The 24,626-nt window shown below is 72.4% G+C and carries 25 protein-coding genes, 1 pseudogene and 1 riboswitch; of the genes and pseudogenes, 14 read left to right on the forward strand and 12 right to left on the reverse strand.

Features of this window, described 5'->3' with window-relative positions; all coding sequences use genetic code 11:
- Positions 1-22: 22 nt before the first annotated feature.
- A complete protein-coding gene (locus OKJ99_RS15795) occupies positions 23-1,855 on the forward strand; it encodes a glycoside hydrolase family 15 protein (RefSeq protein WP_326016846.1) in 1,833 nt (610 codons plus the stop codon).
- 4 nt (positions 1,856-1,859) lie between these two features.
- Positions 1,860-2,615: an SDR family oxidoreductase gene (locus OKJ99_RS15800; protein ID WP_326016847.1), complete on the forward strand. Its 756-nt coding sequence runs from the start codon at positions 1,860-1,862 to the stop codon at positions 2,613-2,615.
- A gap of 5 nt (positions 2,616-2,620) precedes the next feature.
- Here OKJ99_RS15800 and amaP read toward each other — a convergent pair whose 3' ends face one another.
- Genes amaP through OKJ99_RS15825 form a run of 5 tightly spaced genes read right to left on the reverse strand, consistent with a single transcriptional unit; the run spans position 2,621 to position 4,902 of the window.
- Complete coding sequence (gene amaP, locus OKJ99_RS15805) at positions 2,621-3,208, reverse strand: alkaline shock response membrane anchor protein AmaP (protein WP_326016848.1); 588 nt, start codon at positions 3,206-3,208, stop codon at positions 2,621-2,623.
- Entirely contained in the window at positions 3,205-3,858 is a 654-nt protein-coding gene (locus OKJ99_RS15810) for a DUF6286 domain-containing protein (protein ID WP_326016849.1), read from the reverse strand. The genes amaP and OKJ99_RS15810 overlap by 4 nt, the downstream gene beginning before the upstream one ends.
- Positions 3,855-4,199, reverse strand: a complete 345-nt coding sequence (locus tag OKJ99_RS15815; RefSeq protein ID WP_326016850.1) for an Asp23/Gls24 family envelope stress response protein — start codon at positions 4,197-4,199, stop codon at positions 3,855-3,857. The genes OKJ99_RS15810 and OKJ99_RS15815 overlap by 4 nt, the downstream gene beginning before the upstream one ends.
- Before the next feature lie 3 nt (positions 4,200-4,202).
- Complete coding sequence (locus OKJ99_RS15820; RefSeq protein ID WP_266721070.1) at positions 4,203-4,388, reverse strand: hypothetical protein; 186 nt, start codon at positions 4,386-4,388, stop codon at positions 4,203-4,205.
- Between the two features lie 43 nt (positions 4,389-4,431).
- On the reverse strand, positions 4,432-4,902 hold the full coding sequence (locus OKJ99_RS15825) for an Asp23/Gls24 family envelope stress response protein (RefSeq protein ID WP_326016851.1): 471 nt from the start codon (positions 4,900-4,902) through the stop codon (positions 4,432-4,434).
- Between the two features lie 107 nt (positions 4,903-5,009).
- Between OKJ99_RS15825 and OKJ99_RS15830 the strand changes: the two genes are divergently transcribed.
- Complete coding sequence (locus OKJ99_RS15830) at positions 5,010-5,747, forward strand: nucleopolyhedrovirus P10 family protein (protein WP_326016852.1); 738 nt, start codon at positions 5,010-5,012, stop codon at positions 5,745-5,747.
- Positions 5,748-5,795: 48 nt separating this feature from the next.
- On the opposite strand, the gene OKJ99_RS15835 is transcribed toward OKJ99_RS15830, so the two are convergent.
- The 3 genes from OKJ99_RS15835 to OKJ99_RS15845 form a co-directional block, all read right to left on the reverse strand.
- Complete coding sequence (locus OKJ99_RS15835) at positions 5,796-6,587, reverse strand: enoyl-CoA hydratase/isomerase family protein (protein WP_326016853.1); 792 nt, start codon at positions 6,585-6,587, stop codon at positions 5,796-5,798.
- 118 nt (positions 6,588-6,705) lie between these two features.
- Positions 6,706-6,927: a helix-turn-helix domain-containing protein gene (locus OKJ99_RS15840; RefSeq protein WP_006123601.1), complete on the reverse strand. Its 222-nt coding sequence runs from the start codon at positions 6,925-6,927 to the stop codon at positions 6,706-6,708.
- A gap of 393 nt (positions 6,928-7,320) precedes the next feature.
- The gene (locus tag OKJ99_RS15845) at positions 7,321-8,919 is read right to left on the reverse strand and encodes an ABC-F family ATP-binding cassette domain-containing protein (protein WP_326016854.1); all 1,599 of its coding nucleotides are present in this window, start codon (positions 8,917-8,919) and stop codon (positions 7,321-7,323) included.
- Positions 8,920-9,142: 223 nt separating this feature from the next.
- On the opposite strand from OKJ99_RS15845, the gene ypfJ reads away from it, so the two are divergent.
- Complete coding sequence (ypfJ, locus tag OKJ99_RS15850; RefSeq protein WP_326016910.1) at positions 9,143-10,030, forward strand: KPN_02809 family neutral zinc metallopeptidase; 888 nt, start codon at positions 9,143-9,145, stop codon at positions 10,028-10,030.
- A 1-nt stretch (position 10,031) separates the two neighbouring features.
- Here ypfJ and OKJ99_RS15855 read toward each other — a convergent pair whose 3' ends face one another.
- The 3 genes from OKJ99_RS15855 to OKJ99_RS15865 all read right to left on the reverse strand — a co-directional run bounded on the left by OKJ99_RS15855 (position 10,032) and on the right by OKJ99_RS15865 (position 13,365).
- Positions 10,032-11,423 carry a hypothetical protein gene (locus tag OKJ99_RS15855; RefSeq protein WP_326016855.1) on the reverse strand — a complete coding sequence of 464 codons (1,392 nt, stop codon included), beginning with the start codon at positions 11,421-11,423 and terminating at the stop codon, positions 10,032-10,034.
- A 57-nt stretch (positions 11,424-11,480) separates the two neighbouring features.
- Positions 11,481-12,608 (reverse strand): alpha/beta hydrolase, encoded by a 1,128-nt coding sequence (locus OKJ99_RS15860; protein ID WP_326016856.1) that lies wholly within the window; start codon positions 12,606-12,608, stop codon positions 11,481-11,483.
- Between the two features lie 76 nt (positions 12,609-12,684).
- Entirely contained in the window at positions 12,685-13,365 is a 681-nt protein-coding gene (locus tag OKJ99_RS15865; RefSeq protein ID WP_407700706.1) for a class II aldolase/adducin family protein, read from the reverse strand.
- Between the two features lie 204 nt (positions 13,366-13,569).
- On the opposite strand from OKJ99_RS15865, the gene OKJ99_RS15870 reads away from it, so the two are divergent.
- The 8 genes from OKJ99_RS15870 to OKJ99_RS15905 all read left to right on the forward strand — a co-directional run bounded on the left by OKJ99_RS15870 (position 13,570) and on the right by OKJ99_RS15905 (position 23,035).
- Positions 13,570-14,319, forward strand: coding sequence for a lysozyme (locus OKJ99_RS15870; RefSeq protein ID WP_326016858.1), 750 nt, complete (start codon positions 13,570-13,572; stop codon positions 14,317-14,319).
- 204 nt (positions 14,320-14,523) lie between these two features.
- Complete coding sequence (locus OKJ99_RS15875; protein WP_326016859.1) at positions 14,524-15,798, forward strand: inorganic phosphate transporter; 1,275 nt, start codon at positions 14,524-14,526, stop codon at positions 15,796-15,798.
- 22 nt (positions 15,799-15,820) lie between these two features.
- On the forward strand, positions 15,821-16,042 hold the full coding sequence (locus tag OKJ99_RS15880) for a hypothetical protein (RefSeq protein WP_326016860.1): 222 nt from the start codon (positions 15,821-15,823) through the stop codon (positions 16,040-16,042).
- Between the two features lie 98 nt (positions 16,043-16,140).
- A riboswitch (cobalamin riboswitch) is annotated at positions 16,141-16,282 on the forward strand.
- A 37-nt stretch (positions 16,283-16,319) separates the two neighbouring features.
- Positions 16,320-17,282 carry a cobalamin biosynthesis protein gene (locus tag OKJ99_RS15885; RefSeq protein WP_326016861.1) on the forward strand — a complete coding sequence of 321 codons (963 nt, stop codon included), beginning with the start codon at positions 16,320-16,322 and terminating at the stop codon, positions 17,280-17,282.
- A complete protein-coding gene (locus OKJ99_RS15890) occupies positions 17,279-18,787 on the forward strand; it encodes a cobyric acid synthase (RefSeq protein ID WP_326016862.1) in 1,509 nt (502 codons plus the stop codon). Before OKJ99_RS15885 ends, OKJ99_RS15890 begins: the two co-directional genes overlap by 4 nt.
- A gap of 112 nt (positions 18,788-18,899) precedes the next feature.
- Entirely contained in the window at positions 18,900-21,002 is a 2,103-nt protein-coding gene (locus tag OKJ99_RS15895) for a putative cobaltochelatase (protein WP_326016863.1), read from the forward strand.
- A complete protein-coding gene (gene cobO, locus OKJ99_RS15900; protein WP_326016864.1) occupies positions 21,003-21,602 on the forward strand; it encodes a cob(I)yrinic acid a,c-diamide adenosyltransferase in 600 nt (199 codons plus the stop codon).
- Positions 21,596-23,035 (forward strand): cobyrinate a,c-diamide synthase, encoded by a 1,440-nt coding sequence (locus OKJ99_RS15905; protein ID WP_326016865.1) that lies wholly within the window; start codon positions 21,596-21,598, stop codon positions 23,033-23,035. The genes cobO and OKJ99_RS15905 overlap by 7 nt, the downstream gene beginning before the upstream one ends.
- Positions 23,036-23,040: 5 nt before the next feature.
- Here the strand turns inward: OKJ99_RS15905 and OKJ99_RS15910 are convergent, their stop codons facing one another.
- On the reverse strand, positions 23,041-23,775 hold the full coding sequence (locus tag OKJ99_RS15910) for a ZIP family metal transporter (protein ID WP_326016866.1): 735 nt from the start codon (positions 23,773-23,775) through the stop codon (positions 23,041-23,043).
- A 48-nt stretch (positions 23,776-23,823) separates the two neighbouring features.
- Here OKJ99_RS15910 and OKJ99_RS15915 point away from each other — a divergent pair, with 48 nt between their 5' ends.
- Together OKJ99_RS15915 and OKJ99_RS15920 are read left to right on the forward strand one after the other, a co-directional pair.
- The gene (locus OKJ99_RS15915) at positions 23,824-24,198 is read left to right on the forward strand and encodes a cobalamin biosynthesis protein (RefSeq protein WP_407700707.1); all 375 of its coding nucleotides are present in this window, start codon (positions 23,824-23,826) and stop codon (positions 24,196-24,198) included.
- A 67-nt stretch (positions 24,199-24,265) separates the two neighbouring features.
- Positions 24,266-24,499, forward strand: a pseudogene (locus tag OKJ99_RS15920) (Rv2231c family pyridoxal phosphate-dependent protein CobC); the annotation flags it as partial.
- Positions 24,500-24,626 lie beyond the last annotated feature (127 nt).

A 24,626-nucleotide genomic window follows, 5' to 3' on the forward strand; every position in this document is an offset into this window, starting at 1 on the left:
GATGACGGGGAACCCATGGCGTGTGCGCCCACATATCGAGGACTACGCCCTCATCGGTGACCACCAGACCGCCGCGCTCGTCGGCAGGGACGGGTCGATCGACTGGCTGTGCCTGCCCCGGTTCGACTCCCCCGCCTGTTTCGCCGCGCTGCTCGGCGGCGAGGAGAACGGCCACTGGCGGATCGCCCCCAAAACCGCCGAAGGCCCCGAAACCGCCGAAGGCCCCGAAGGCGCGGCCGAACACCGCACCACGCGCGCGTACCGCCCCGGCTCCCTGGTGCTCGACACCGAGTGGGAGACACCGGACGGCAGCGTCCGCGTCACCGACTTCATGCCGCAGCGCGACAGAGCCCCGGACGTCGTCCGCATCGTCGAGGGCCTCAGCGGACGCGTCACCCTGCGCGGCACGCTGCGGCTGCGCTTCGACTACGGCTCCGTCGTGCCGTGGATGCGCCGCGCCGACGGCCACCGGGTCGCCGTCGCGGGCCCTGACTCGGCCTGGCTGCGCAGCGAACCGGACGTCCACACGTGGGGAGAGGACTTCGGTACCCACTCGGAGTTCACGGTCGAGGCCGGCGAGACGGTCGCCTTCGTCCTGACCTGGCACCCCTCGCACGAGAAGCGCCCACCGCTGATCGACCCGCACGAGTCGCTGCGGCACAGCCTGGAGGACTGGCAGGCGTGGGCGGACCGCTGCCGCTACGAAGGGCCGCACCGGGAGGCCGTGCTCCGCTCCCTCCTCACGCTGAAGGCCCTCATCTTCGCGCCGACCGGCGGCATCGTGGCCGCCCCCACCTCCTCGCTCCCCGAGGAGATCGGCGGCGTACGGAACTGGGACTACCGGTACTGCTGGCTGCGCGATTCGACCCTGACGCTCGGCGCGCTGCTCTCGGCCGGCTATCTCGACGAGGCCGAGGCCTGGCGCGACTGGCTGCTGCGGGCCGCCGCGGGCGATCCGGCCGACCTGCAGATCATGTACGGCCTCGCGGGCGAGCGGCGCCTTCCCGAGCAGGAGCTCGACTGGCTGAGCGGCTACCGCGACTCCCGCCCCGTACGCACGGGCAATGACGCCGCCCATCAGCTCCAGCTGGACGTGTACGGCGAGGTCGTCGACTCCCTCGCGCTCGCCCGCCGAGAGGGCCTGAAGGCCCAACCCCACGCCTGGCGGCTTCAGTTGGCGCTGCTCGACTTCCTGGAGGAGACGTGGCGCGAGCCCGACGAGGGGCTGTGGGAGGTGCGCGGGCCGCGCCGGCACTTCGTGCACTCGAAGGTGATGGTGTGGGTCGCCGCCGACCGCACCGTGCGCGCCATGGAGGAGGACCCTGAGCTGCCCGGCGACATCGAACGGCTGCGCAAGATGCGCGACGCCGTCCACCGGGAGGTGTGCGAGCGCGGCTACGACGCGGAGCGCGGCACGTTCACCCAGTACTACGGCTCGTCCGAACTGGACGCGGCCCTTCTGCTCCTGCCGCGCGTCGGCTTTCTGCCACCGGACGACCCGCGCGTGCTCGGCACGGTCGACGCGGTCCGCGACGAGCTGACGTACAAGGGCTTCCTGCGTCGCTACAGCGCCGACGAGACCGTCGTGGACGGGCTGCCCGGCCAGGAGGGCGCGTTCCTGGTCTGCTCGTTCTGGCTCGCGGACGCGCTGCACATGACGGGGCGCAAGAAGGAGGCGCGCGAGCTGTTCGAACGGCTCGTGGCGCTGCGCAACGACGTGGGGCTGCTCGCCGAGGAGTACGACCCCGTGGCGGGCCGGCAGCTCGGCAACTTCCCGCAGGCGTTCAGCCACATCGGCCTCGTGGGCACGGCGCTGACCCTGTTCGGCACGGCGGACGAGGGAGGGGGAGGATAGGGCCATGGATCTTGGACTGAAGAACCGTGTGTACGTAGTCACCGGCGCGACGCGGGGCCTCGGCAACGCGGCCGCGCGCGAGCTGGTCGCCGACGGCGCGAAGGTCGTCATCAGCGGGCGCGACGACCAGAAGGCCAAGGAGGCGGCGGCCGAGCTCGGGCCGAACGCGTACGGCGTCGCCGCCGACAACGCCGACCCGGACATCGCCGAGCGGCTCATCGGGGCGGCCCGCGAGCAGTTCGGCGGCTTCGACGGGATTCTGGTGAGCGTCGGCGGGCCCCCGCCGGGCTTTGTCGCCGACAACACGGACGAGCAGTGGACGGCCGCGTTCGAGTCGGTGTTCCTCGGGGCGGTGCGGCTCGCGCGAGCGGCCGCGGCGCAGCTGGAGGAGGGCGGGGTCATCGGGTTCGTGCTCTCCGGCTCCGTGCACGAGCCGATCCCCGGCCTCACCATCTCGAACGGGCTGCGCCCCGGGCTCGCCGGTTTCGCCAAGTCCCTCGCGAACGAGCTGGGGCCGCGCGGCATTCGTGTCGTGGGGCTGCTGCCCGCGCGTATCGACACGGACCGGGTGCGCGAGCTGGACGGGATGGCGGCGGATCCGGAGGCGGCGCGGACGGCGCAGGAGTCCCGCATCCCGCTGCGGCGGTACGGGACTCCGGAGGAGTTCGGGCGGGCCGCGGCGTTCTTCCTGTCACCCGCCGCGTCCTACCTCACCGGTGTGATGCTGCCGGTGGACGGGGGTTTCCGGCACGGGTTCTGACGGTCTCAGCTGACCCGTTCCGCGCGGTGCTTGACCGCCCTCAGGCGGACCTCCGTCGGCAGTTCCGTCAGGCCCGCCGAGTCCCTCGCCTGCTTCAGGGAGTCCTGGCTCAGCAGTCGCAGGGCCTCACCGGGAACCGCGTGCGGCTCCAGGGTGAGGGTCGCGCGGGCCTGCGGAGTGGAGCGGCGACCGTGCAGCCGCACGCCGGCCCGGTCGACCCCGTCCAGGGACTCCGCGCCGCTCACGAGGACGTTCTCCAGGGCACGGCCCCGCAGCAGCGCACCCTCGCCGTCGCCGCTGTCGACCAGCACCTCGGCGAGCCTGCGGCGCCGCAGCTGGGCCACCAGCCACCACAGGGCGAGCAGCACGACGACGCCGAGCACGGCGATCACCGTCGGCCAGAACCAGCCCTCGTCGTGCCAGCGCGCCCGGTCGGCGTCGCTGACCAGTACGTCGTCCGGGCCGTCGTGGATCCACCACGACGGCGGGTTCACCCCGAGCCCGACAGCGAGCACCGAGCCGCCGCCGAGTACGAGGACGAGCCCCAGCAACCCCAGCACGATCCGGTTGACGGTCCTGAGCACGCCGCTCACCCCTTCTTCCCCGGCCGTGCGACCCGCACGGACAGGCCCGGCGCCTTGCCGAGCCCCAGCTCCTTGATCCCGTCGCCGAGCGTGGCGTCCAAGTCGGCCCGTACGTCGTCGAGTTCACGGAAGTGCGAGAGCGCCCGCACGTCCACCTTGGAGCGCTTCATACGGACCCGTACGGACTGCACGCCCGACACCTCCATGGCCCGGTCGCGCAGCACCATCGCCGCGGCGTCCCGGTGCAGCACCGCGCGGACCTCGGAGTGGGTGCGGCGCATCGGCAGCAGGGCGCGCAGCCCCGGCGTCGCCGCGAGCAGGATCAGCCACAGGCCGAGCGCGGCCGCGACACCCGCGCCGACGAGGACGGCGGTGTCGTCGAGGGTCCGTGTGGAGAGCTCGTCCGCGAGCGTCTGCCGCCACTGCATGGACGCGCGCCCCGCCCGCACCGCCGCCACGTCGTAGAGAAGCAGCCCGGCGGCGGCCAGGATCACCAGGGCCACGAGCGCCGCGGGAACGCGCCGCCCGGACCAGAAACGGCTCGCCTTCGGTTCGCTCTCCAGCGTGGGGTGCGGCTCGTACGAGGCGGCGGACGCCGACTGGTCGAGCGAGCTGCCGTCCCGCTCGACCACCGGAATCGGCCGGGTGGGTTCGCTCATCGGATCCTCCCCCGGTCCGTTCCACGGGTGTGCGCCGAGTGCAGCCGCTCGACCTGGACGGCCACCTCGGGCACTTCCATTCCCGCCAACTCCCTTACCCGCTGGGACACTTGACGACGCACGGCGCCGCACTGGCCACCGATGTCCGTCGGGTACTCCAGCTCAAGGCTGATCCGGACCCGCGCACTGTCCTGCCGTACGGTGACCGTGGCGTTCGGCGCCGCCCCGTCCTCGGGGATCCGAGTCAGTGCCTCTCGTGCCGCGTGCGCGGCGATCTTCGCGACGACCCGGTCGGCGATCCGGGTCGCGCCGCGCTCGGCCGGCGCGACCTGTGCCGCCATCGGTCACCCCCGCCGATCGCCGCGGGAACGGAAGAACTCGCCGACTTCCAGGTCCCCTTCAAGGAACCGGCCCGCGACGAAACCGATGGCGCCGAGCGCAGCCACCAGTAGGAAGGCCCCGAAGCCGCCGAAGTATCCGGCGAATCCGAGGGCCATGCCGGCGATCATGCCGACCACGGCCAGATTCATCGTGCGCTCCTCCTAGGGAAGCCCGTAGCTGTGCCGACGGATGTCACTGGAGCCGTGACTCCGGCTCTTCGTCCTCCTCGTCCGGCAGCTTCACGTCGCTGACGGCGATGTTGACCTCGACGACCTCGAGCCCGGTCATGCGCTCGACGGCGACGATCACGTTCTCCCTGACGGCGCGCGCGGTGTCCGCGATCGACACGCCGTACTCGACGACGATCTCCAGATCGAGCGCCGTCTGTACCTCGCCGACCTCGGCCTTCACTCCGCGCGACACGGACTTGGCGCCACCGGGGACCCGGTCGCGCACCGCGCCGAACGTGCGGGAGAGACCGCTGCCCATGGCATGGACTCCGTCGACGTCGCGCGCCGCGAGGCCCGCGATCTTCTCGACGACGCCGTCGGCGATGGTCGTCCGCCCCCGGGCGGCGGGGTCGCCGCCGCCCCGCTTGGTCACATTGGTCTTGGCTGCGGCCGAACCGGGCGTCTCGCCCGGCTTCTGCGCGGTGTCACTCATCGGGCCGTCCCCTCGGTGAGGTGCGATCTCGGTGGGGTGTTGCTTTCTTTTGCCCACATTAGGTCCAGCAACAGGAAGGCGCGCTCGGTATGCGGCAGCCTGGGGCAATGACCGCTGATGGATGGACACAGGCAGTGCGTACGCAGCTGGGGCTCGGCAGACTGCTGCCGCTCGGCGGGCCGCAGGACGGCGCGTGGCTCACGGAACCGGCGGCAGCACAGGCGCTGCGCCGTGCGGCTCAAGGGATGCGCGGCGTACGTCTCGGCGCGCTGCGTCTCGGTCTCGCCGACCCCGACACGGTGGCGGAGCCCGCGGTGCCTGCCCCGCCGAGCGCGCTGCCGCCGGGGCCGCTGCGGCTCACGGCGGACTGTGCGGCGACGGCGGACGAACCGCTGCCGGTTGCCGCCGAACGGCTGAGGGAGGCGCTCGCCGAGGCGGCGGAGTGGGTCGGTCTGGTGGTGACGGAGGTCGACCTCCAGGTCACGGCGCTGCTCGATGAGGCCGATCAGGTGGCGGACGCGGAGCCCGGCTCCACCGACGAGCCGGATCCCGCCGCCCCGAAGCCGACCGCTCCCTCGGGGGACGCGGGCCGCGCCGCCGAGGCCGCGCTCGCGGTGCCGGGGGTGAGCCGGCTGACCGGGGCGCTCGGCGGTCTCGGTCGCGCGATCCACATCGAGGAGCAGCCCGGTGAGGCCACCCTGCCCCGTCGTCACGTACGCGTGGAACTGGCGGTGGCGGCGGACACCCGTGCCATCGAGGTGGCCGGGGCCGTCCGGACGGCCGTGGCCAAGGCGCTTCCGAACAATCCGACCGTTGCGGTGCTGATCACGGAGCTCACGACGTAAATCGCCCCAGGCCCCCTGTCCTCGACCGCCGGACGGGTTGAAGTGGTGTCAGTCGCCCAGCCCGGCCAGGTCGCGCAGCCGGCGGCCCTGAGCCGCTCGTTCCGCGGTGCGCTGGTCGTCGAGGGTGCGGTCGGCCGCTCCCTGGAGCAGCGCCTTCGTCTCGATCACGGCGTCACGGGGCGCGGCGACGAGGGCCGCGACCAGGTCCTGGGTCGCGTCAGCGAGCTCGCCCGCGGGGACGGACACGTTGGCCAGGCCGCTGCGCACGGCCTCGTCGGCGTGGACGTAGCGCCCGGTGACGCAGATTTCGAGGGCGCGCGCGTATCCGACCAGCGAGACGAGCGGATGCGTGCCCGTCAGGTCCGGCACCAGGCCGAGGCTGGTCTCGCGCATGGAGAACTGCACGTCGTCGGCGACGACGCGCAGATCGCAGGAGAGGGCGAGCTGGAACCCGGCCCCGATGGCATGCCCCTGCACCGCGGCGACGGACAGGATGTCGCTGCGCCGCAGCCAGGTGAACGCGTCCTGGTACTCGGCGATCGTCGCGTCGAGGACGTCGTCGTCACCGCGTGCCAGGTCGAGGAAGGACGGCTCACCGTCGAAACCCTCGGGCGTGAAGGCCCGACGGTCGAGGCCCGCGGAGAAGGACTTGCCCTCACCGCGCACCACGACGACCCGCACGGAACCCGGCAGGACGCGCCCGGCCTCGCCCAACGCCCGCCACAGCGCGGGACTCTGGACGTTGCGCTTGTCCGGGTTGGTCAGGCTGACCGTGGCGATCGCATCGTCGACGGTGAGCCGGACGCCGTCCTTGTCGAGCAGCGGTGCGGGCAGGTTCATCTGGTGCCTCCGGGTCTGCGCAGCCGTACTTAAGTGACTGCACAGTAACCACCCGGCCGGACAGCGGACCGACCGGGTGGTCAGTTGGAGCCAGTGAGCCGAACGAGCCCTGCGAGGGTCAGGCCGACGCGGCCTTCTTGCCTCGCGTGGCCCCGCCGCGACCCCGCAGCGTGACCCCGGATTCACTCAGCATCCGATGCACGAAGCCATACGAGCGACCGGTCTCCTCGGCCAATGCCCGAATGCTCGCACCGGAGTCGTACTTCTTCTTCAGGTCTGCCGCGAGCTTGTCGCGCGCGGCGCCGGTTACCCGGCTGCCCTTCTTCAGAGTCTCGGCCACCCGTGCCTCCTCGTGGGAAGTGCGCTCTGGATTTCCCATGATCACCCCTTGCGGGCTTCCTGGCCACCCATTCGGCAAGGTCCATAGACCCCCAATTCCGGGCTCGACGGGGATCCACACGAGTGGAATCCGGAATTCCGGCGGGGTTTCACGGACCTGGAAAGCGCCTGCGCGACAGAAGTGGCAGGTCAGCCACGGCCCAGGCGCCGCAAGGGCGCCATGGACGACGCGGCCCCGAATTCCGTGCACGACACACCTGGGTACGAGGCGATCTCACCCAGATGAAGGATCACGGATCGGCCGAATGATCCAGACGGAGTGGATCATTCAATGGATCAGCCGGTGACGGCCGAGTGGATCAGCCGGTGATCACTGACCGGATCACCGGCCGGATCATGCGAGGGCCACGAGATCCGCGTACGTCTGGCCCCACAGGTCCTCGATTCCGTCCGGAAGCAGAATGATCCGCTCCGGCTGCAGGGCGTCCACGGCGCCCTCGTCGTGCGTGACGAGGACGACGGCGCCCTTGTAGGTGCGCAGCGCGCCGAGGATCTCCTCGCGGCTGGCCGGGTCGAGGTTGTTCGTGGGCTCGTCGAGGAGCAGCACGTTCGCCGACGACACGACGAGCGTGGCGAGCGCCAGGCGGGTCTTCTCGCCGCCCGAGAGGACCGCGGCCGGCTTGTCGACGTCGTCGCCGGAGAACAGGAACGAGCCGAGCGTCTTGCGCACCTGGATCAGGTCGAGGTCGGGGGCGGCGGAGCGCATGTTCTCCAGGACCGTGCGCTCCGGGTCGAGGGTCTCGTGCTCCTGCGCGTAGTAGCCGAGCTTGAGGCCGTGGCCCTCGATGACCTGCCCCGTGTCGGGCTTCTCGGCGCCGCCGAGGAGCTTGAGCAGGGTCGTCTTGCCCGCGCCGTTGAGGCCGAGGATGACGACGCGCGAGCCCTTGTCGATGGCCAGGTCGACGTCCGTGAAGATCTCCAGGGAGCCGTACGACTTCGACAGACCCTCGGCCATGAGCGGCGTCTTGCCGCACGGCGAGGGCTCGGGGAAGCGCAGCTTGGCGACCTTGTCCTTCGCGCGCACCTCGTCGAGGCCCGCGAGGAGCTTGTCGGCGCGCTTGGCCATGTTCTGCGCGGCGACGGTCTTGGTCGCCTTGGCGCGCATCTTGTCGGCCTGCGCGTTCAGCGTCGCGGCCTTCTTCTCGGCGTTCTGCCGCTCGCGCTTGCGGCGCTTCTCGTCCGCCTCGCGCTGCTGCTGGTAGAGCTTCCAGCCCATGTTGTAGACGTCGATCTGGGAGCGGTTGGCGTCCAGGTAGAAGACCTTGTTGACGACCGTCTCGACCAGTTCGACGTCGTGGGAGATGACGATGAAGCCGCCGCTGTACGTCCTGAGGTAGTCGCGCAGCCAGACGATCGAGTCCGCGTCCAGGTGGTTCGTGGGCTCGTCGAGGAGCAGCGTGTCCGCGTCGGAGAACAGGATGCGGGCCAGCTCGATACGGCGCCGCTGACCGCCGGAGAGCGTGTGCAGGGGCTGGCCGAGCACGCGGTCGGGGAGGTTGAGCGCGGCGGCGATGGTGGCGGCCTCGGCCTCGGCGGCGTACCCGCCCTTGGTGAGGAACTCCGTCTCCTGGCGCTCGTACTGGCGCAGGGCCTTGGCCTGGGTGGCACCCGAGCCGTTCGCGATGCGCTGCTCGTTCTCGCGCATCTTGCGGATCAGGGTGTCCAGACCGCGGGCGGAGAGGATGCGGTCGCCTGCCAGGACGTCGAGGTCGCCGGTGCGCGGGTCCTGCGGCAGGTAGCCGACCTCGCCGGAGCGCGAGATGGTGCCGCCGGCCGGCATGCCCTCGCCCGCCAGGCACTTCGTGAGGGTCGTCTTACCCGCTCCGTTGCGGCCGACGAGGCCGATGCGGTCGCCCTTGGCGACACGGAAGCTGGCGTTCTCGATGAGGATGCGCGCGCCGGCGCGCAGTTCGATACCCGATGCGGTGATCAAGGGAGGTACTCCAGGACAGGATTAACGGCTGGTTGACAGGGCGGGGGGCCAATCAGCGCCGCTAATGCACCCAGAGAAGGAACGTCATACGAACCAGTTTACCGGTGACGTGCAAGCTCTTTTCCCAGGCCTGCGCGTCCCTCGTTCGGCCCTCGGATCCGGCCCCGCTGACCAGGGACGTAACAGGATGAGGTGGTCGATGACCGGCGAGAAGGCGGTGCGCATGCAGTTCGACGACGACGCGCGTCTGGACACCTCAGAGGTCCAGGACGTACGCGGCAGCCGGCTTCCGGGCGGGAGGGCGGCCATGGGGGGCGGCTTCGCGGGCGTGATCGCGCTCGTCCTCGGGCTGCTCTTCGGCACGGACCAGTTCGGGCTCTCCGCCGAGGACACCGGCGCCCCCACCGCGACGATGTCCAGCGAGGCGCAGGTCCAGGAGCAGTGCCGGACGGGCTCCGACGCGAACAGCAGGCAGGACTGCCGGACGGTCGCCGTGGTCAACAGCGTGCAGGATTTCTGGGGCTCGGAGTTCGGGCGCAGGGGCGGCACGTACACGCCCGCCTCGACGGTGTTCTTCACCAACCAGGTCGCCACCGCGTGCGGCTCGGCGACCTCGGCCGTCGGGCCGTTCTACTGCCCCGGCGACCGGCGGGTCTATCTCGACCTCGGCTTCTTCGACGAGCTGCGCACGAAGTTCGGTTCGAGCGGCGGGCCCTTCGCGCAGGCGTACGTCGTGGCGCACGAGTACGGGCACCACGTGCAGAACCTGATGGGCACGCTCACGCGCGCCCAGGACGGGCGCACGGGTGAGAACAGCAACGCGGTCAAGGTCGAGCTGCAGGCGGACTGCTACGGGGGCGTGTGGGCGCGGCACGCGACGACGACGCCCACCGAGTCCACCGGCAGGCCGCTGATCACGAGCCTGACCGACGCGGACATCCGGGACGGCCTGGACGCCGCCGCGGCGGTCGGCGACGACCGGATCCAGGAGCGGTACCAGGGCCGCGTGACGCCCGAGACCTGGACGCACGGCTCGGCGCAACAGCGCCAGCAGTGGTTCTACCGGGGCTTCGAGAGCGGCGACATGGCCCAGTGCGACACCTTCCGCTGACCTACGCGCCGCCCGTGTGGACCTGGAAAGCCGCCCTGCGGACGGCCTTCGCGAGCGCCGGGTCGGGGTGCGCGGCGGCCAGCGCGACGAGCACCTGCACCGTGCGCGGATGCCCCACGGCGCGCACCTCCTCGATCAGCGCGGGCACCGTGGGCTGCACCGCGGACTCCAAGTGCCGTACGAGGAGGGGGGCTTCGCCGTGGTCGGCGACGGCGGCGGCGGTGTCGACCCACAGCCAGGTCTCCTCCTCGCGGCTGAGCACCGTGTGCACGTCCTCGGGGTCGGCGCCCTCGTACTCGGCGAGCCACAGCAGGGCGTAGGGGCGCAGGTGCGGGTCGTCGGCGGCGCGGCGGACCTCGGGCTCGGCGGGGGCGCCGACGACCCGCAGCGCCTCGAAGGCGAGGCCGCGCAGCAGGGCGTCCTCGCCGCGGGCGGCGTCGAGGAGATCGGTGACGGCGGTGCCGATGTCGCGGGCGGCGAGCCAGGCCCGGTACTCGTCGCGTGCGGCCTTCGGGCGAAGGCGCGCGCAGCCGCGCAGCATGTCCTCGGCCGACACCTCGATGTTCCCCGCCGGGGACTGGGCGGCGACGCAGATCTGCTCCAGCTTGACCCACACCGCCCAGCTGCCCAGCGGGGTGAGGGTGGCGTGCCCGTCCTCGTACGTGAGCGCGCCCACGGCGGCGAGGCCGCGCAGGGACCAGTCGAGCAGCGGGAGGAGCGGGGTGTCCTGCGGCGGGGTCGGCTCGGGCCGGGGCCCGAAGGGGATCTCGCAGCGCTCCGTGCGCAGCTCCGTGACGCGCTGGTCGAGCAGGTCCAGGAGTTGGGTCGCGGCGACCCGGTCCGCCATCAGCTGCAGGAAGCTCAGCAGTTGCGGCACGGCCTCGACGACCTCGGCCACCGCGGCGGGGCCGACTTCATCGGGCGCCCGGTGGACCAGCGACCAGGCGTCGAACAGGGCGACCCAGCCGCGCAGTACGGCGGTGTCGTCGCGGTCCCAGGCGCGCAGCCGCCAGCCGGGCCGGGCGCTGGCTCCGTGCACCTCGACGAGTCCCGCGAGGCGGGCCGTGTCCCAGTCCGCGCGGACCTGATCGACCGTCAGCCCGAGCTCGTCCGCGGCGCGGAGGGCGGTCGCTTCGGCGAGGGTGCCCTTGCCGTCGCGGGCGGCCATGTCGTTGCCGGGGCCGATCCTGGTGTCCGCCCAGCGGGCCACGCGGACGGCCGCGGCGAGGTCGCGGCGCGCTGCGCGGGCGAGCTCCGCGGGGGGCGGGGTGCCCTCCGGTGGGCGGGGTGCGGGACGGCGTGCGGCGACCGGCCGCGGGGTCGGGGCGGCCAGGGGCTGGCGGCGCGGGCTGACGAGTCGGAGCCGGGAGTCGCGCGGGGTACGGGACGTCACGAGGGGCAGTCTCTCGGTTGACCCTCCCAATTCCCAAACGGGCGCCCTGAGAAGCCGTTACATCAACGGCGTCAGGAACCTTCTCAGCGCCTCCTCGTACCCCTTCGGGTCCGCGTTCCACATCGCGTTGTGCGGGGCCTCCGCCACCTCGTGGAGGGTGACCAGGTCCGGGCGGCGGTCCGCAAGGCGGCGGGAGAGCGACCACGGGGACACCGCGTCGCCGGGGCCGTGGACCAGGAGCGTGGGGACCTTGAGGGCGCGTGGGTCCGCGGCCGCCGAGAGGCGGTCGCCGCTCAGGCCCGTGCGGCCCTGTGCGGCGCGGACCGCGAGCGGGAGCAGGAGGCCCGGGGTGCGGCGGGCGCGGGCCAGGGCGCGCAGCGTCGCCTCCCAGCTGAGCACCGGCGAGTCCAGGACCAGGCCCTTGACGCGGTCGCGCAGCGCCGAGTGGGCCGCCGCGTGCAGGGCCATCGCGGCGCCCGTCGACCAGCCGAGCACGATGACGTCGCGCGCGCCGTAGCGCACGGCGTAGCGGATCGCCGCGTCCAGGTCGCGCCACTCCGTCTCGCCGAGGTGGCCGAGGCCGTCCGGGGAGCGGGGCGCGCCGAGGTCGCCGCGGTAGGCGAGGTCGAGCACGGGGAACTGGTGGTGGTGCAGGAACTCCATGAGGTTCATGGGGTGTTCGCGGGTGGAGCCGAGGCCGTGCACGGTGATCACCCACGTGTCGCGGGTGCCGGGCACGAACCAGGCGGGCAGCGCGCCGAGTTCGCCGGGCACGTCGACGTCGGCGTGGTCGAGGCCGAGTGCGGCCTTGGGGTCGCCGATGTGCACCTGGGGCGTCAGCCAGGCCTTGGCGCCGGGTTCCAGGGTCCCGTGGGTGACCCGCTCCAGGCGGCGTACGACGGTGTCGGCGGAGGTCGTGGCCGATTCGACGACCGGACCGACCACCGCGTGGTAGCCGTCGCCCTGCAGCCCGTACGTGCCGGGGCGCAGCGAGGCCAGGTCGCGGGTCAGGGTGACCTGGCCCGCGGCGGTGGCGTGCACGGTGAGTCTCGGCTCGGTGGGCAGGGGGCGGCCTGCGGGCGCTTTGAGCGCCGCGTCGCTGGCCAGGCGGCCCGCGGCGATCGCGGCGGCCGAGGCCCCTAGGACGGCGGTGACGGCAGCGGCCGTCGCTCTGGCGGTGCGCACCCGTCCAGTGTCGGGGCCCGCGCCCGCCCCGGCCAGTGGGGCGACGGCTACGGGTGACGCGAACGGCGTGGACAAGTCACCGGGCGCCCCGCTGCCCGTATCCGCCCAGCCGCTCCCCCACCTCGCGCAGCTGCTCCCCGGTCAGCAGCGACGGGGTCAGGCCGGGGACGGAGTGGGCGGTGAGCCACAGGTGGCACATCCACTCCAGTTGGGCTGTGCGGTCGTAGGCGGCGGAAAGGGTGTCTCCGTATGTGAGCGCGCCGTGGTTCTGGAGCAGGCATCCCGTGCGGTCGGCCAGTGCGAGCAGCATGTTCTCGGCCAACTCTTGGGTTCCGTACGTGGCGTAGGGGGCGACCCGGACGGGGCCGCCGAGGGCCGCCGTCATGTAGTGCACGGGCGGGAGTTCGGGCACGAGCGTGGAGACCGCGGTGGCGTGCACGGCGTGGGTGTGCACGACGGCGCGGGCCTCGGTGTGCCGGTAGACCGCGAGGTGCATGGGGAGTTCGCTGGTCGGCTTCAGGGTGCCGGCCCGCCGCTCGCCGTCGAGGCCGACGGCGACGAGATCGTCCGGGCCGAGCTCCTCGTACGGGACGCCGGTCGGTGTGACGAGGACCGTGTCGCCGTCGCTCCCGCCCACTCGTACCGAGACGTTGCCCGAGGTCCCGACGACCAGGCCGTCCGTCACCGTCCGACGGGCCGTCAGCACCAGTTCCCGCCATGCCTCGTCGCGTTCCTGAAGCTGTGTCATGGCGCGCATCCTGCCAGCCTCCTGACGCGGTGACCGGTGCGGTGACCGGTGCGGATGAGCGCGGAGCACGATCCTCCGGAATACCCCATATGGGGATTGATCACTGTCCGATGTTATTTGGCCGACCTTGACCGGGTAATTGATGATCTCTCGCTACTCTCTGGGAGTTCCCTGGGGATTTGTCATGCACGTCGTCACTTTCGGGGGGTATTCATGGCTCTCAGCCGCACCTCGTCCCCGCGTCGCCGCCGCGCCGCCGCCCTCACGACCGTCGCCGCACTGACCATCGGTGGCACCCTGCTGGCGGAGCTGCCGGCCCAGGGCGCGGGCAAGCCGCGCGGGCACGACGTCTCGTCGCACCAGAAGAACGTGAACTGGCAGAAGGCGAAGAACAAGGGCGCCCGGTTCGTCTACATCAAGGCGACCGAGTCGACGAACTACCGCAACCCCTACTTCTCCCGGCAGTACAAGGGCGCCCGGAACGCGGGCATCGTTCGCGGCGCGTACCACTTCGCGCTGCCGCAGAAGTCCTCCGGCAAGGCGCAGGCCTCGTACTTCGTGCGCAACGGCGGGGCCTGGCGGCGCGACGGCTGGACGCTGCCGCCCACGCTGGACATCGAGTACAACCCGTACGGCAAGGGCAAGCACCCCTGCTACGGGCTGCGGAAGTCCACGCTGGTGTCCTGGATCGGCTCCTTCAGCAACGAGGTCGTGCGGCGGACCGGGCGCCGTCCGGTCATCTACACCAACGCGCGATGGTGGAAGCAGTGCACAGGCAACAGCCGGGCGTTCGCCGCCAACCACGCGTTGTGGCTCGCCCGGTACGACGAGCGCGCTGGCGCACTACCGGCGGGCTGGTCCTACTGGACGTTCTGGCAGTACGCCGACAGGGGCCGGCTGCCGGGTGACCAGAATCTCTTCAACGGCTCGATGGCCCAGCTCAAGCGGTTCGCGAGGGGGTAGCCGAAAGGCCCTGCCGAAGGTCCCCGGAGCCCCTGGTTCCGGGGCCGAGGGCGCCTCGAACCGGAACCCGCGGCGCCGCCTCGGGAGAAGCGGAGCGAGGCCCCTCCGGTTCGGGTCACCGGGACGCCCGGCCCAGTTCATCTTCCGTTCACTCGGCTTCTTTACGTTCCAAGTGCCACTGACGTCCAACCGAAGCCTGGGTAAATGGAACACATCACGCTGCTCCTAGCGATCGTGATCGTTACCGCGCTGGTCTTTGATTTCACCAACGGTTTCCACGACACCGCCAACGCGATGGCGACGACCATCTCGACAGGCGCTCTCAAGCCGAAGACGGCGGTGGCCATGTCCGCCGTGCTGAACCTCGTCGGAGCGTTCCTCTCCGTCGAAGTCGCGAAGACGATCTCCGGCGGCATCGTCAATGAGGACGGCCTCAAGACAGAGGTCATTTTCGCGGCGCTGGTGGGCGCCATCCTCTGGAATCTGCTGACCTGGCTGCTCGGCCTGCCGTCCAGCTCCTCGCACGCCCTGTTCGGCGGCCTCATCGGCGCCGCGGTCATGTCGATGGGCTGGTCCTCGGTCAACGGCGGGACCGTCGTCACCAAGATCCTGCTGCCCGCGGTCGCCGCTCCGCTCGTCGCCGGCATCGCCTCGATGCTGGCGACCCGCCTGACCTACCGCATCAGCAAGAAGACGGACCAGCGGGCGACCGCCAAGGGCTACCGCGCGGGGCAGATCGCCTCCGCGGGTCTCGTCTCCCTCGCGCACGGCACGAACGACGCGCAGAAGACGATGGGCATCATCACGCTCGCCCTGATCACCGGTGGCGCCATCGCGCCCAACGCCGACCCGCCGCTGTGGGTCATCGTCTCGGCCGGTATCGCCATCGCGCTCGGTACGTACCTGGGCGGCTGGCGCATCATCCGGACCATGGGCAAGGGCCTCACCGAACTCGCGCCGCAGCAGGGCTTCGCGGCGCAGACCAGTGCGGCGACGGCGATCCTCGCCTCCTCGCACCTGGGCTTCTCGCTCTCCACCACGCAGGTCTGCTCCGGCGGTGTGATGGGCGCGGGCCTCGGCCGCAAGGGCGGCGTGGTCCGCTGGTCGACCGCCTCCCGGATGTTCATCGCGTGGGGCCTGACGCTGCCGGCCGCCGGTCTGGTGGGCGCGGGCGCCGAGTTCCTCACCAAGCAGGGACCGTGGGGCATCGGCCTCACCGCCGCGCTGCTCGTGATCGGCTCCGGCATCATCTGGAAGCTCTCGCGTCGCAACTCCATCGACCACACCAACGTCACGGCGGACGAGCCGCACACCGCCCCCGCGCAGGAGGCTCCGGGTGTCGTGACGGCCGCGATCGCCTCGGTCACCCCGCCGCCGGCGGGCACGGTCGAGCCGGCCGAGTCCGAGGCGAAGATCCACGACCGGCCGAAGGCCGGTGCGGTGAACGACCCCGCGCGCCCCGCCGGCGCCACGCTGTAGTGCAGAAGGAAGCAGGGCAGGAATGAAGATCGACTGGGCGGCCCTCGGCTCCGTCTTCGGCGTCTCTCTCGTCGTCACCGTGGCCCTCGTCGGCCTGTTCACCCTCGGCATCGTGGGCCTCTCCAAGCGGGAGACGGCGGCGCGCGACGGTGGCTCGGCGGCGGTCACGACGTCCGGGGCGTACGTCTGCTTCGCGCTCTGCGCGGCGGCCGTGGCCTACGGGATCTATCTGATCGTGGCCTGACCCGGCTCAGGACACAGCGCTGGGTGTACGAAGGCGGGGTGCGGGACGTTCGGCGTCCGGCACCCCGCCTTCGTGCGCCTGAACAGCAAGTTGACGTGCCAACTCGGAGCGTGGTGGACTTCCCCCGCCATATACGGCAGCAGTTGAGGAAGCCGGTGCGAATCCGGCGCGGTCCCGCCACTGTGAACCCCCTTCTCCAAAGGGGCGAGCCAGGAACTCTCGCTGCCGGTCTCTTCGAACCAGGGCGTGGACACCCTGAGTGAGGACACCTACCGCCATGTTCGCCCCGCGCGGCACCTGGCGGCACGAGCGCGTGTACGCGTGCGGTGCCGCCGCCGGAATCCTCGCCGACCTTCTTCTTGGCGATCCGCGCCGTGGGCACCCCGTCGCCGGATTCGGCCGCGCCGCCGCGGCCGTCGAGCGCGGGCTGTGGCGGGACCACCGTGGCGCGGGCGCCCTGCACACCGCGGTGTGTGCCGGTGGCGCCGCCGCTCTCGCCGCTGCCGCCTCCCGTCTCGTACGCCGCTCCCCCGCCGCCTCCGTCGCGCTGACGGCCGCCGCCACCTGGGCCGTCGTCGGCGGCACCTCGCTGGGCAGGGAGGCGCGGGCGGTCGGGTCCGCGCTCGACGCCGGGGACGTGGAGCTCGCGCGGGAGCTGCTGCCCCGGCTGTGCGGCCGTGACCCGCAGGGACTCGACGCCGCCGGGATCGCGCGGGGCGTCGTGGAGTCCGTCGCCGAGAACACCTCCGACGCCGTCGTGGGCGCGCTCGTGTGGGGCGCGCTCGGCGGGGTGCCGGGCCTGGTCGCCTTCCGCGCCGTGAACACGCTCGACGCGATGGTCGGGCACAAGTCCGTGAAGTACCGGCGATTCGGCTGGGCCTCGGCCCGCCTCGACGACGTCGCCGGCTGGCCTGGGGCCCGGCTGACGGGTGCGCTCGCCGTCCTCGCCGGTGGCAGGCCCCGGGAGGCACTGGGCGCGTGGCGGGCGGACGCCGGGCGGCATCCGAGTCCGAACGCGGGCGTCGTCGAGTCCTCCTTCGCGGGGGCCCTCGGGGTGCGGCTCGGCGGGACCTTGGCGTACGGCGGCCGGGTCGAGCACCGGCCGGTGCTGAACGCGCCGGGGCGAGCGGTCGAGGTACGTGATGTGGATCGGGCCGTGCGGCTGTCACGGCGGGTGTCTCTGTTGGCGTTGGGAGTCTGTGTGGGTGCGCGACTGGTACGAGCACGGGGGCGGCGATGACGGGCGGAGGGCTCCTCGTCGCGGGGACCACCTCCGACGCCGGGAAGAGTGTCGTCACCGCCGGGATCTGCCGGTGGCTGGTGCGGCAAGGTGTGAAGGTCGCGCCGTTCAAGGGGCAGAACATGTCCCTGAACTCGTTCGTGACCAGGGAGGGCGCCGAGATCGGGCGGGCCCAGGCGATGCAGGCGCAGGCCGCGCGGGCAGAGCCCAGCGCGCTCATGAACCCCGTACTGCTGAAGCCGGGCAGTGACCGCAGCAGCCAGGTCGTCCTCATGGGCAAGCCCGTGGGCGAGCTGAGCGCGCGTGGCTACCACGGCGGACGGCAGGCGGCGCTGCTCGACACCGTGGTGGGGTGCCTGGAAGAGCTGCGGGCCACCCATGACGCCGTGATCTGTGAGGGCGCCGGGTCACCCGCCGAGATCAATCTGCGGCGCACGGACATCGTGAACATGGGGCTCGCGCGGGCCGCGCGGCTTCCGGTGCTCGTCGTCGGCGACATCGACCGGGGCGGGGTCTTCGCGTCGTTCTTCGGGACCACCGCGCTGCTCGCGCCGGAGGACCAGGAACTGCTCGCCGGATATCTCGTCAACAAGTTCCGGGGCGACGTGAGCCTGTTGGAGCCCGGCCTCGACATGCTCAAGTCCCTTACCGGGCGCGACACTTACGGTGTCCTCCCGTTCCAGCACGGCCTCGGCATCGACGAGGAGGACGGGCTCCGGGTGTCCCTGCGGGGCTCCGTACGGGAGTCGGTCGTGGCGCCGCCCGTGGGCGAGGACGTGCTGCGGGTCGCCGTGTGCGCGGTGCCGTTGATGTCCAACTTCACCGACGTGGACGCGCTGGCCGCCGAGCCCGGTGTCGTGGTGCGGTTCGTCGACCGGGCCGAGGAGCTCGTCGACGCGGACCTGGTCGTGGTGCCGGGGACGCGCGGCACCGTGAAGGCCCTGGAGTGGCTGCGCGAGCGCGGGCTCGCGGACGCCCTTGCGCGGCGGGCGGCCGAGGGACGCCCGGTGCTCGGCATCTGCGGCGGGTTCCAGGTGCTCGGCGAGTCCATCGAGGACGAGGTCGAGTCGCGGGCCGGGACGGTCGACGGGCTCGGACTGCTTCCCGTACGCGTGCGGTTCGAGGCCGAGAAGACCCTCGCGCGGCCGGTCGGCGAGGCGCTCGGGGAGTACGTCGACGGGTACGAGATCCATCACGGTGTCGCCGAAGTACTCGGCGGAGAAGCGTTCTTGGACGGGTGCCGGGTCGGGGCCGTGTGGGGGACACACTGGCACGGTTCGCTGGAGTCGGACGGGTTCCGGCGGGCGTTCCTGCGGGCCGTCTCCGACGCGGCGGGGCGGCGGTTCGTGCCCGCGCCGGACACGTCGTTCGAGGCGCTTCGGGAGGAGCAGCTCGATCGGCTCGGGGATCTGATCGAGCGGCATGCGGATACGGATGCGCTCTGGCGGTTGATCGAGGGGGGCGCGCCTGCGGGGTTGCCGTTCGTGCCGCCGGGGGCGCCGTGATGGGAAGTCGCCCCCGCCGCCCCTTCCCGTCCCGTCCCCGGGGGCTGCGCCCCCGGACCCCCGAAAAGATTGCGCAGTTCCCCGCGCCCCTAATGATGGAGGTCCGTTTTCGATGAGCACCCCTTACCCGTTCACCGCCGTCGTCGGGCAGGACGATCTGCGGCTTGCTCTGTTGTTGAATGCCGTGTCGCCCGCCGTTGGTGGTGTGCTCGTGCGCGGGGAGAAGGGGACCGCCAAGTCCACCGCCGTACGTGCCCTGTCCGCGCTCATGCCGGGCGTCGACGTCGTCTCCGGGTGCCGGTTCTCGTGTGATCCGGTGACGCCCGATCCGCAGTGCCCCGACGGTCCGCACACCGACACCCCGGGCACCCAACGGGCCACGCGCATGGTCGAGTTGCCGGTCGGTGCCTCCGAGGACCGGCTCGTGGGCGCGCTCGACATCGAGCGGGCGCTGTCCGAGGGCGTGAAGGCCTTCGAGCCGGGACTGCTCGCCGACGCGCATCGCGGAATTCTGTATGTGGATGAAGTCAATCTGCTGCACGACCACCTTGTTGACCTGCTGCTCGACGCCGCCGCCATGGGCGCCTCGTACGTCGAGCGCGAGGGCGTCTCCGTACGGCATGCCGCGCGCTTCCTCCTCGTAGGGACGATGAACCCCGAAGAGGGCGAGCTGCGGCCGCAGTTGCTCGACCGGTTCGGGCTGACCGTGGAGGTCGCCGCGTCGCGTGAGCCGGAGCAGCGGGTGGCGGTCGTCAAGCGGCGGCTCGCCTACGACGACGACCCCGAGGGCTTCGTCGGCCGGTGGGCCGAGGACGAGGCCGAGGTGCGGGAGCACATCGTCGCCGCGCGCGAGCTGCTGCCCCAAGTGCGGCTTGGTGACCGGGCGTTGACGCAGATCGCGGCGACGTGCGCGGCCTTCGAGGTGGACGGCATGCGCGCCGACATCGTGATGGCGCGCACGGCCACCGCGCTCGCCGCCTGGGCGGGGCGCACCGACGTCCTCGCGGAGGACGTGCGGCAGGCCGCGCTGCTCGCGCTCCCGCACCGCAGGCGCCGGAACCCCTTTGACGCGCCGGGACTCGACGAGGACAAGCTCGACGAGACCCTGGACGAGTTCGGGCCGCAGGAGGAGCCCGAGGGCGACCCCGAGGGCGACGGGGACGACGATCCCGACGGTGGGCCCGACGGCGGTGGCCCCGGTGGCGGCGTGCCGCCGCAGGACGGCCCGCACGACGGCCCCCAGGAGACCAAGGACCCGCAGGACTCGCAGGACACACAGGACCCGCAGGACGCTCCGGCCGGTGACGACCGGGAGGACTCCCCCGAGGAGCCCGCAGCCGCCCCCGCGGCCGGCGCCGGGGCCCCCGAGCAGAAGCCCGTGGCGGCCGGTGAGCCCTTTCGTACGAAGATGCTGAGCGTTCCCGGTCTGGGCGAGGGCGCGGCGGGGCGGCGGTCCCGGGCGCGTACCGAGCACGGCCGCACCACGGGGGCGACGCGGCCCCGTGGCGCCCTGACGAAGCTGCACCTGGCGGCGACCGTGCAGGCCGCCGCCCCGCACCAGCGGGCGCGCGGGCGCAGCGGCCGGGGGCTCGTCGTACGCCGTGACGACCTGCGGCAGGCGACCCGCGAGGGGCGCGAGGGGAACCTCGTCCTGTTCGTGGTCGACGCCTCGGGGTCGATGGCGGCGCGGCAGCGGATGACCGCCGTCAAGGGCGCCGTGCTGTCGCTGCTGCTCGACGCGTACCAGCGGCGGGACAAGGTGGGGCTCGTGACCTTCCGGAAGTCGGCGGCCGAGGTCGCGCTGCCGCCCACGTCGAGCGTGGACACGGCAGCGGCCCGCCTGGAGTCGCTGCCGACCGGTGGGCGCACCCCGCTGGCGGCCGGGCTGCTGAAGGCGCACGAGGTGCTGCGCGTGGAGCGGCTGCGGGATCCGGCGCGGCGGCCGCTGATGGTCGTCGTGACCGACGGGCGGGCGACCGGCGGCCCTGAGCCCGTACAACTGGCGGGCCGCGCGGCCGGGCTGCACGCGGCCGAGGGAACGGCGAGCGTCGTCGTCGACTGCGAGACCGGCATGGTGCGGCTCGGGCTCGCCGGGGAGCTGGCCGGCCGGCTCGGCGGCACCGCCGTCACGCTGGACGAGCTGCGGGCGGATTCCATCGCCGGGCTCGTGAAGGACGTCACTGGAACGCAGAACATCATCAGGAGGGCCGCTTAAATGCCGCAGGGACAGCCGAGCGTCGTACCGAACGACGGGCTGACGACACGTCAGCGCCGCAACCGACCGCTGGTGTTCGTGCACACCGGCATCGGCAAGGGCAAGTCGACCGCCGCTTTCGGGCTCGCGCTGCGCGCCTGGAACCAGGGCTGGCCGATCGGGGTGTTCCAGTTCGTCAAGTCGGCGAAGTGGAAGGTCGGCGAGGAGAACGCGCTCAAGACGCTCGGCGCGACCGGCGAGGGCGGCACCGTGGCCTGGCACAAGATGGGCGAGGGCTGGTCGTGGGTGCAGCGCGACGACCAGGCCGACAACGAGGAGAAGGCGCGCGAGGGCTGGGAGCAGGTCAAGCGTGACCTGGCCGCCGAGACCTACAAGCTGTACGTGCTCGACGAGTTCGCCTACCCGATGCACTGGGGCTGGATCGACGTGGACGACGTCGTCGAGACGCTGCGGAACCGTCCCGGGCAGCAGCACGTCGTCATCACCGGCCGCAACGCCCCTGAGAAGCTGGTCGAGTTCGCGGATCTCGTCACCGACATGTCGAAGGTGAAGCACCCGATGGACGAGGGCCAGAAGGGCCAGCGGGGCATCGAATGGTAGGAACACAGACCGTGGGCGTGCCCCGCCTGGTGGTCGCCGCGCCCGCCTCCGGCACCGGCAAGACGACCGTGGCGACGGGCCTGATGGCGGCGTTCGCCGAGCGCGGGCTCGCCGTGTCGCCGCACAAGGTGGGGCCCGACTACATCGACCCCGGCTACCACGCCCTCGCGACCGGCCGTCCCGGGCGGAACCTCGACGCGTACATGTGCGGGCCCGAGCTCGTCGCCCCGCTGTTCGCGCACGGGGCGGCGGGGTGCGAACTCGCCGTCGTGGAAGGCGTGATGGGGCTGTTCGACGGTGTGTCGGGAGAGGGCGAGCTGGCCTCGACGGCCCATGTCGCGAAGCTGCTGAAGGCCCCGGTCGTGCTCGTCGTCGACGCCTCCTCGCAGTCGCGGTCGGTGGCGGCGCTCGTGCACGGCTTCGCCTCCTTCGACCCCGAGGTGCGCCTCGCGGGCGTCATCCTCAACAAGGTCGGCTCCGACCGCCACGAGGAGCTGTTGCGCGAGGCCATGGAGGAGGTCGGCGTCCCGGTGTACGGGGCCCTGCGTCGCACCCCTCAAGTCGCCACACCGGCACGGCACTTGGGTTTGGTTCCGGTGGCCGAGCGGAGTGCGGGGGCGGTGGACTCCGTCCGGGCCTCTGCCGCGATGGTGCGGGAGGGGTGTGATCTGGAGGGGTTGCTGGGGTTGGCGCGTACGGCGCCGCCTCTCCATACGGAGGTGTGGGGTCCCGGTGGGCCGGAAGCGGTGGGCGGCAGCGGGGCTGAGGTCACGGGGCTCCGCCCCGGACCCCGCTCCTCAAACGCCGGAGGGGCTGGATTTGCCGGAGGGGCTGGAGTTGTGGCGGTCGCGGGGGGTGCCGCGTTCACGTTCTCGTACACCGAGCACACGGAACTGCTGCGCGCGGCGGGTGCGGAGGTCGTCACGTTCGATCCGCTGCGCGACGAGCAGCTTCCCGAGAACACCGCGGCCGTGGTGATCGGCGGCGGCTTCCCGGAGGTCTACGCCCCCGAGCTCTCCGCCAACGAACAGCTCCGCAAGGCCGTGGCCGAACTGGCCCGCGGCGGCGCGCCCGTGCTCGCCGAGTGCGCGGGCCTGCTCTACCTGTCGCGTTCGCTCGACGGACAGCCGATGTGCGGGGTGCTCGACGCGGACGCGAAGATGTCCGGCCGGCTCACCCTCGGCTACCGGGACGCCGTGGCCCTGTCCGACAGCCCGCTCACCCGGGCGGGGGCCCGGCTGCGCGGCCACGAGTTCCACCGGACCGTGCTTGAGCCGGGCGCGGGGCCCACACCCGCGTGGGGCATGCGGCTGCCGACGCGGCGCGTCGAGGGCTTCGTCGAGGGCGGCGTGCACGCCAGCTATCTGCACACGCACTGGGCGGCGCTGCCGGAGATCGCACACCGCCTCGTCCAGTGGAGCGGCGCACGGTGAACGGGTCAGCCCGCGATGCCGACCACGAGCCAGATGAAGGCCACGCCCGCGACGGTGCACAGCAGCGTCGAGCGGGCCGGGTGCTCGTGGTGAGCCTCGGGGAGGATCTCGGCGGCGGCCAGGTAGAGCAGCACGCCGCCGAAGAAGCCGAGATAGCAGCCGAGCAATTGCTCCGGAATGGTGAACAGGAGCGTCGACGCGGCGCCCACGACGGGCGCCGCGGCGTCCGCGAACAGCATCATCAGCGCCTTGCGGCGGGCGTTCCCGTAGAGCCGGGTGATCGTGTACGTGTTGAAGCCGTCGGCGAAGTCGTGGGCGATCACGGCGAGCGCCACGGCCGTGCCCATGCCGCCGCCGATCTGGAAGGCGGCGCCGATCGCCATGCCGTCCATCAGGCTGTGCCCGACCATCGCGGACGCCGCCGTGAGCCCCACCTCGGGGGCCCGGCCGCCCGACGCCCCTTCCTCCGCCCCGTGGGCGGCCTGGCGGCGGGCCAGCAGGTGCTCCATGATGTGCGCTGCGAGGAACCCGGCCACGAACAGCAGCAGCGCCGCCGGCACCCCGTGCACCTCGCCGCCCGCCGCTTCCAGGGCCTCGGGCAGCAGGTCGAGGCCGACCACGCCGAGCATCAGGCCACCGGCGAGGCCGAGCACCAGGTGGCGCCGGTCGGTGACCCGCTGCGCGGTCCAGCCGCCGACCAAAGTCATTACGAAGGCGCTCAGCGCCACGATCACGGCCATGGCCCCTTGCTAACCCATCCGGGGGTCTCTCCGCACATCCTGCGTGGCGTGGTCGTCGGTGTCGGCGCCCGGTCCGGCGCGTCGGCCGACGAGGTGCTCGGGCTCGTCCGGGCCGTGCTGGCCGAGGCCGGCGCGACGGACGTGCTGGCGCTCGCGACGCTGCACGCGAAGGGCCGGGAGCCCGGCATCGTCGCGGCGGCCGAGGCGCTGGGCGCGCCCCTGGAGACGTACGACGCCGAGCGGCTCGCCGCCGTCCCCGTGCCGCATCCGTCCTCGCGGACCCGCGCCGCCGTGGGCACCCCTTCGGTCGCCGAGGCCGCCGCGCTCGTACGCGGGGGTGAACTGCTCGTCCCGAAGCGGACGTCGACCGGGGCGGGCGGGGGCCCGGGCCGGGTGACGTGTGCGGTGGCGCGACCGGGGTAGGGACCGGCCCTGCTTCGCCACCTCCCCCTGGATCCCCCTCTCGACCTCCCGCAAGGAGCCCCACCCGATGCACACCCCTCCCCCGGCCCTGCTCGCCGCCCTGGAGCAACGGCTCGACGACGTTCTGGGCGGCGGCCGTCGCACGCCGCGCGACCGTGCCGATGTGACCGTGCTGCTCGTCGGGGCCGGCTCGGCGGACTCCGCGGCCAACGCCGAACTCGCCGCCGCCGCACGGCTGTTGTGGGAAGGAAGCGGCTGCGCGGGCGTGGAGACGGCGTATGTGTCGGCGGCGCCGGACGTGCCCGCGGGGCTCGACCGGTGCGCGGCGCTCGGCGCGCGGCGGGTCGTCGTACTGCCTTACGGAACCCTGCCCTCGGAGCGGTTCCACGCGCAGGCCGTGGGGTGGGCGGCGGCACATCCGAAGGTGG

This window comes from Streptomyces endophyticus (genome assembly GCF_035798155.1).
GTDB lineage: Bacteria > Actinomycetota > Actinomycetes > Streptomycetales > Streptomycetaceae > Streptomyces > Streptomyces endophyticus.

Excerpts from the sequence above, each read along its gene's own strand:
- OKJ99_RS15800 (WP_326016847.1), top strand. The coding sequence starts at position 1,860 with ATGGATCTTGGACTGAAGAACCGTGTGTACGTAGTCACCGGCGCGACG.
- OKJ99_RS15810 (WP_326016849.1), bottom strand. The coding sequence starts at position 3,858 with ATGAGCGAACCCACCCGGCCGATTCCGGTGGTCGAGCGGGACGGCAGC.
- OKJ99_RS15815 (WP_326016850.1), bottom strand. The coding sequence starts at position 4,199 with ATGGCGGCACAGGTCGCGCCGGCCGAGCGCGGCGCGACCCGGATCGCC.
- OKJ99_RS15820 (WP_266721070.1), bottom strand. The coding sequence starts at position 4,388 with ATGAATCTGGCCGTGGTCGGCATGATCGCCGGCATGGCCCTCGGATTC.
- OKJ99_RS15825 (WP_326016851.1), bottom strand. The coding sequence starts at position 4,902 with ATGAGTGACACCGCGCAGAAGCCGGGCGAGACGCCCGGTTCGGCCGCA.
- OKJ99_RS15830 (WP_326016852.1), top strand. The coding sequence starts at position 5,010 with ATGACCGCTGATGGATGGACACAGGCAGTGCGTACGCAGCTGGGGCTC.
- OKJ99_RS15835 (WP_326016853.1), bottom strand. The coding sequence starts at position 6,587 with ATGAACCTGCCCGCACCGCTGCTCGACAAGGACGGCGTCCGGCTCACC.
- ypfJ (WP_326016910.1), top strand. The coding sequence starts at position 9,143 with ATGCAGTTCGACGACGACGCGCGTCTGGACACCTCAGAGGTCCAGGAC.
- OKJ99_RS15865 (WP_407700706.1), bottom strand. The coding sequence starts at position 13,365 with ATGCGCGCCATGACACAGCTTCAGGAACGCGACGAGGCATGGCGGGAA.
- OKJ99_RS15870 (WP_326016858.1), top strand. The coding sequence starts at position 13,570 with ATGGCTCTCAGCCGCACCTCGTCCCCGCGTCGCCGCCGCGCCGCCGCC.
- OKJ99_RS15875 (WP_326016859.1), top strand. The coding sequence starts at position 14,524 with ATGGAACACATCACGCTGCTCCTAGCGATCGTGATCGTTACCGCGCTG.
- OKJ99_RS15880 (WP_326016860.1), top strand. The coding sequence starts at position 15,821 with ATGAAGATCGACTGGGCGGCCCTCGGCTCCGTCTTCGGCGTCTCTCTC.
- OKJ99_RS15885 (WP_326016861.1), top strand. The coding sequence starts at position 16,320 with ATGTTCGCCCCGCGCGGCACCTGGCGGCACGAGCGCGTGTACGCGTGC.
- OKJ99_RS15890 (WP_326016862.1), top strand. The coding sequence starts at position 17,279 with ATGACGGGCGGAGGGCTCCTCGTCGCGGGGACCACCTCCGACGCCGGG.
- OKJ99_RS15895 (WP_326016863.1), top strand. The coding sequence starts at position 18,900 with ATGAGCACCCCTTACCCGTTCACCGCCGTCGTCGGGCAGGACGATCTG.
- cobO (WP_326016864.1), top strand. The coding sequence starts at position 21,003 with ATGCCGCAGGGACAGCCGAGCGTCGTACCGAACGACGGGCTGACGACA.
- OKJ99_RS15905 (WP_326016865.1), top strand. The coding sequence starts at position 21,596 with ATGGTAGGAACACAGACCGTGGGCGTGCCCCGCCTGGTGGTCGCCGCG.
- OKJ99_RS15910 (WP_326016866.1), bottom strand. The coding sequence starts at position 23,775 with ATGGCCGTGATCGTGGCGCTGAGCGCCTTCGTAATGACTTTGGTCGGC.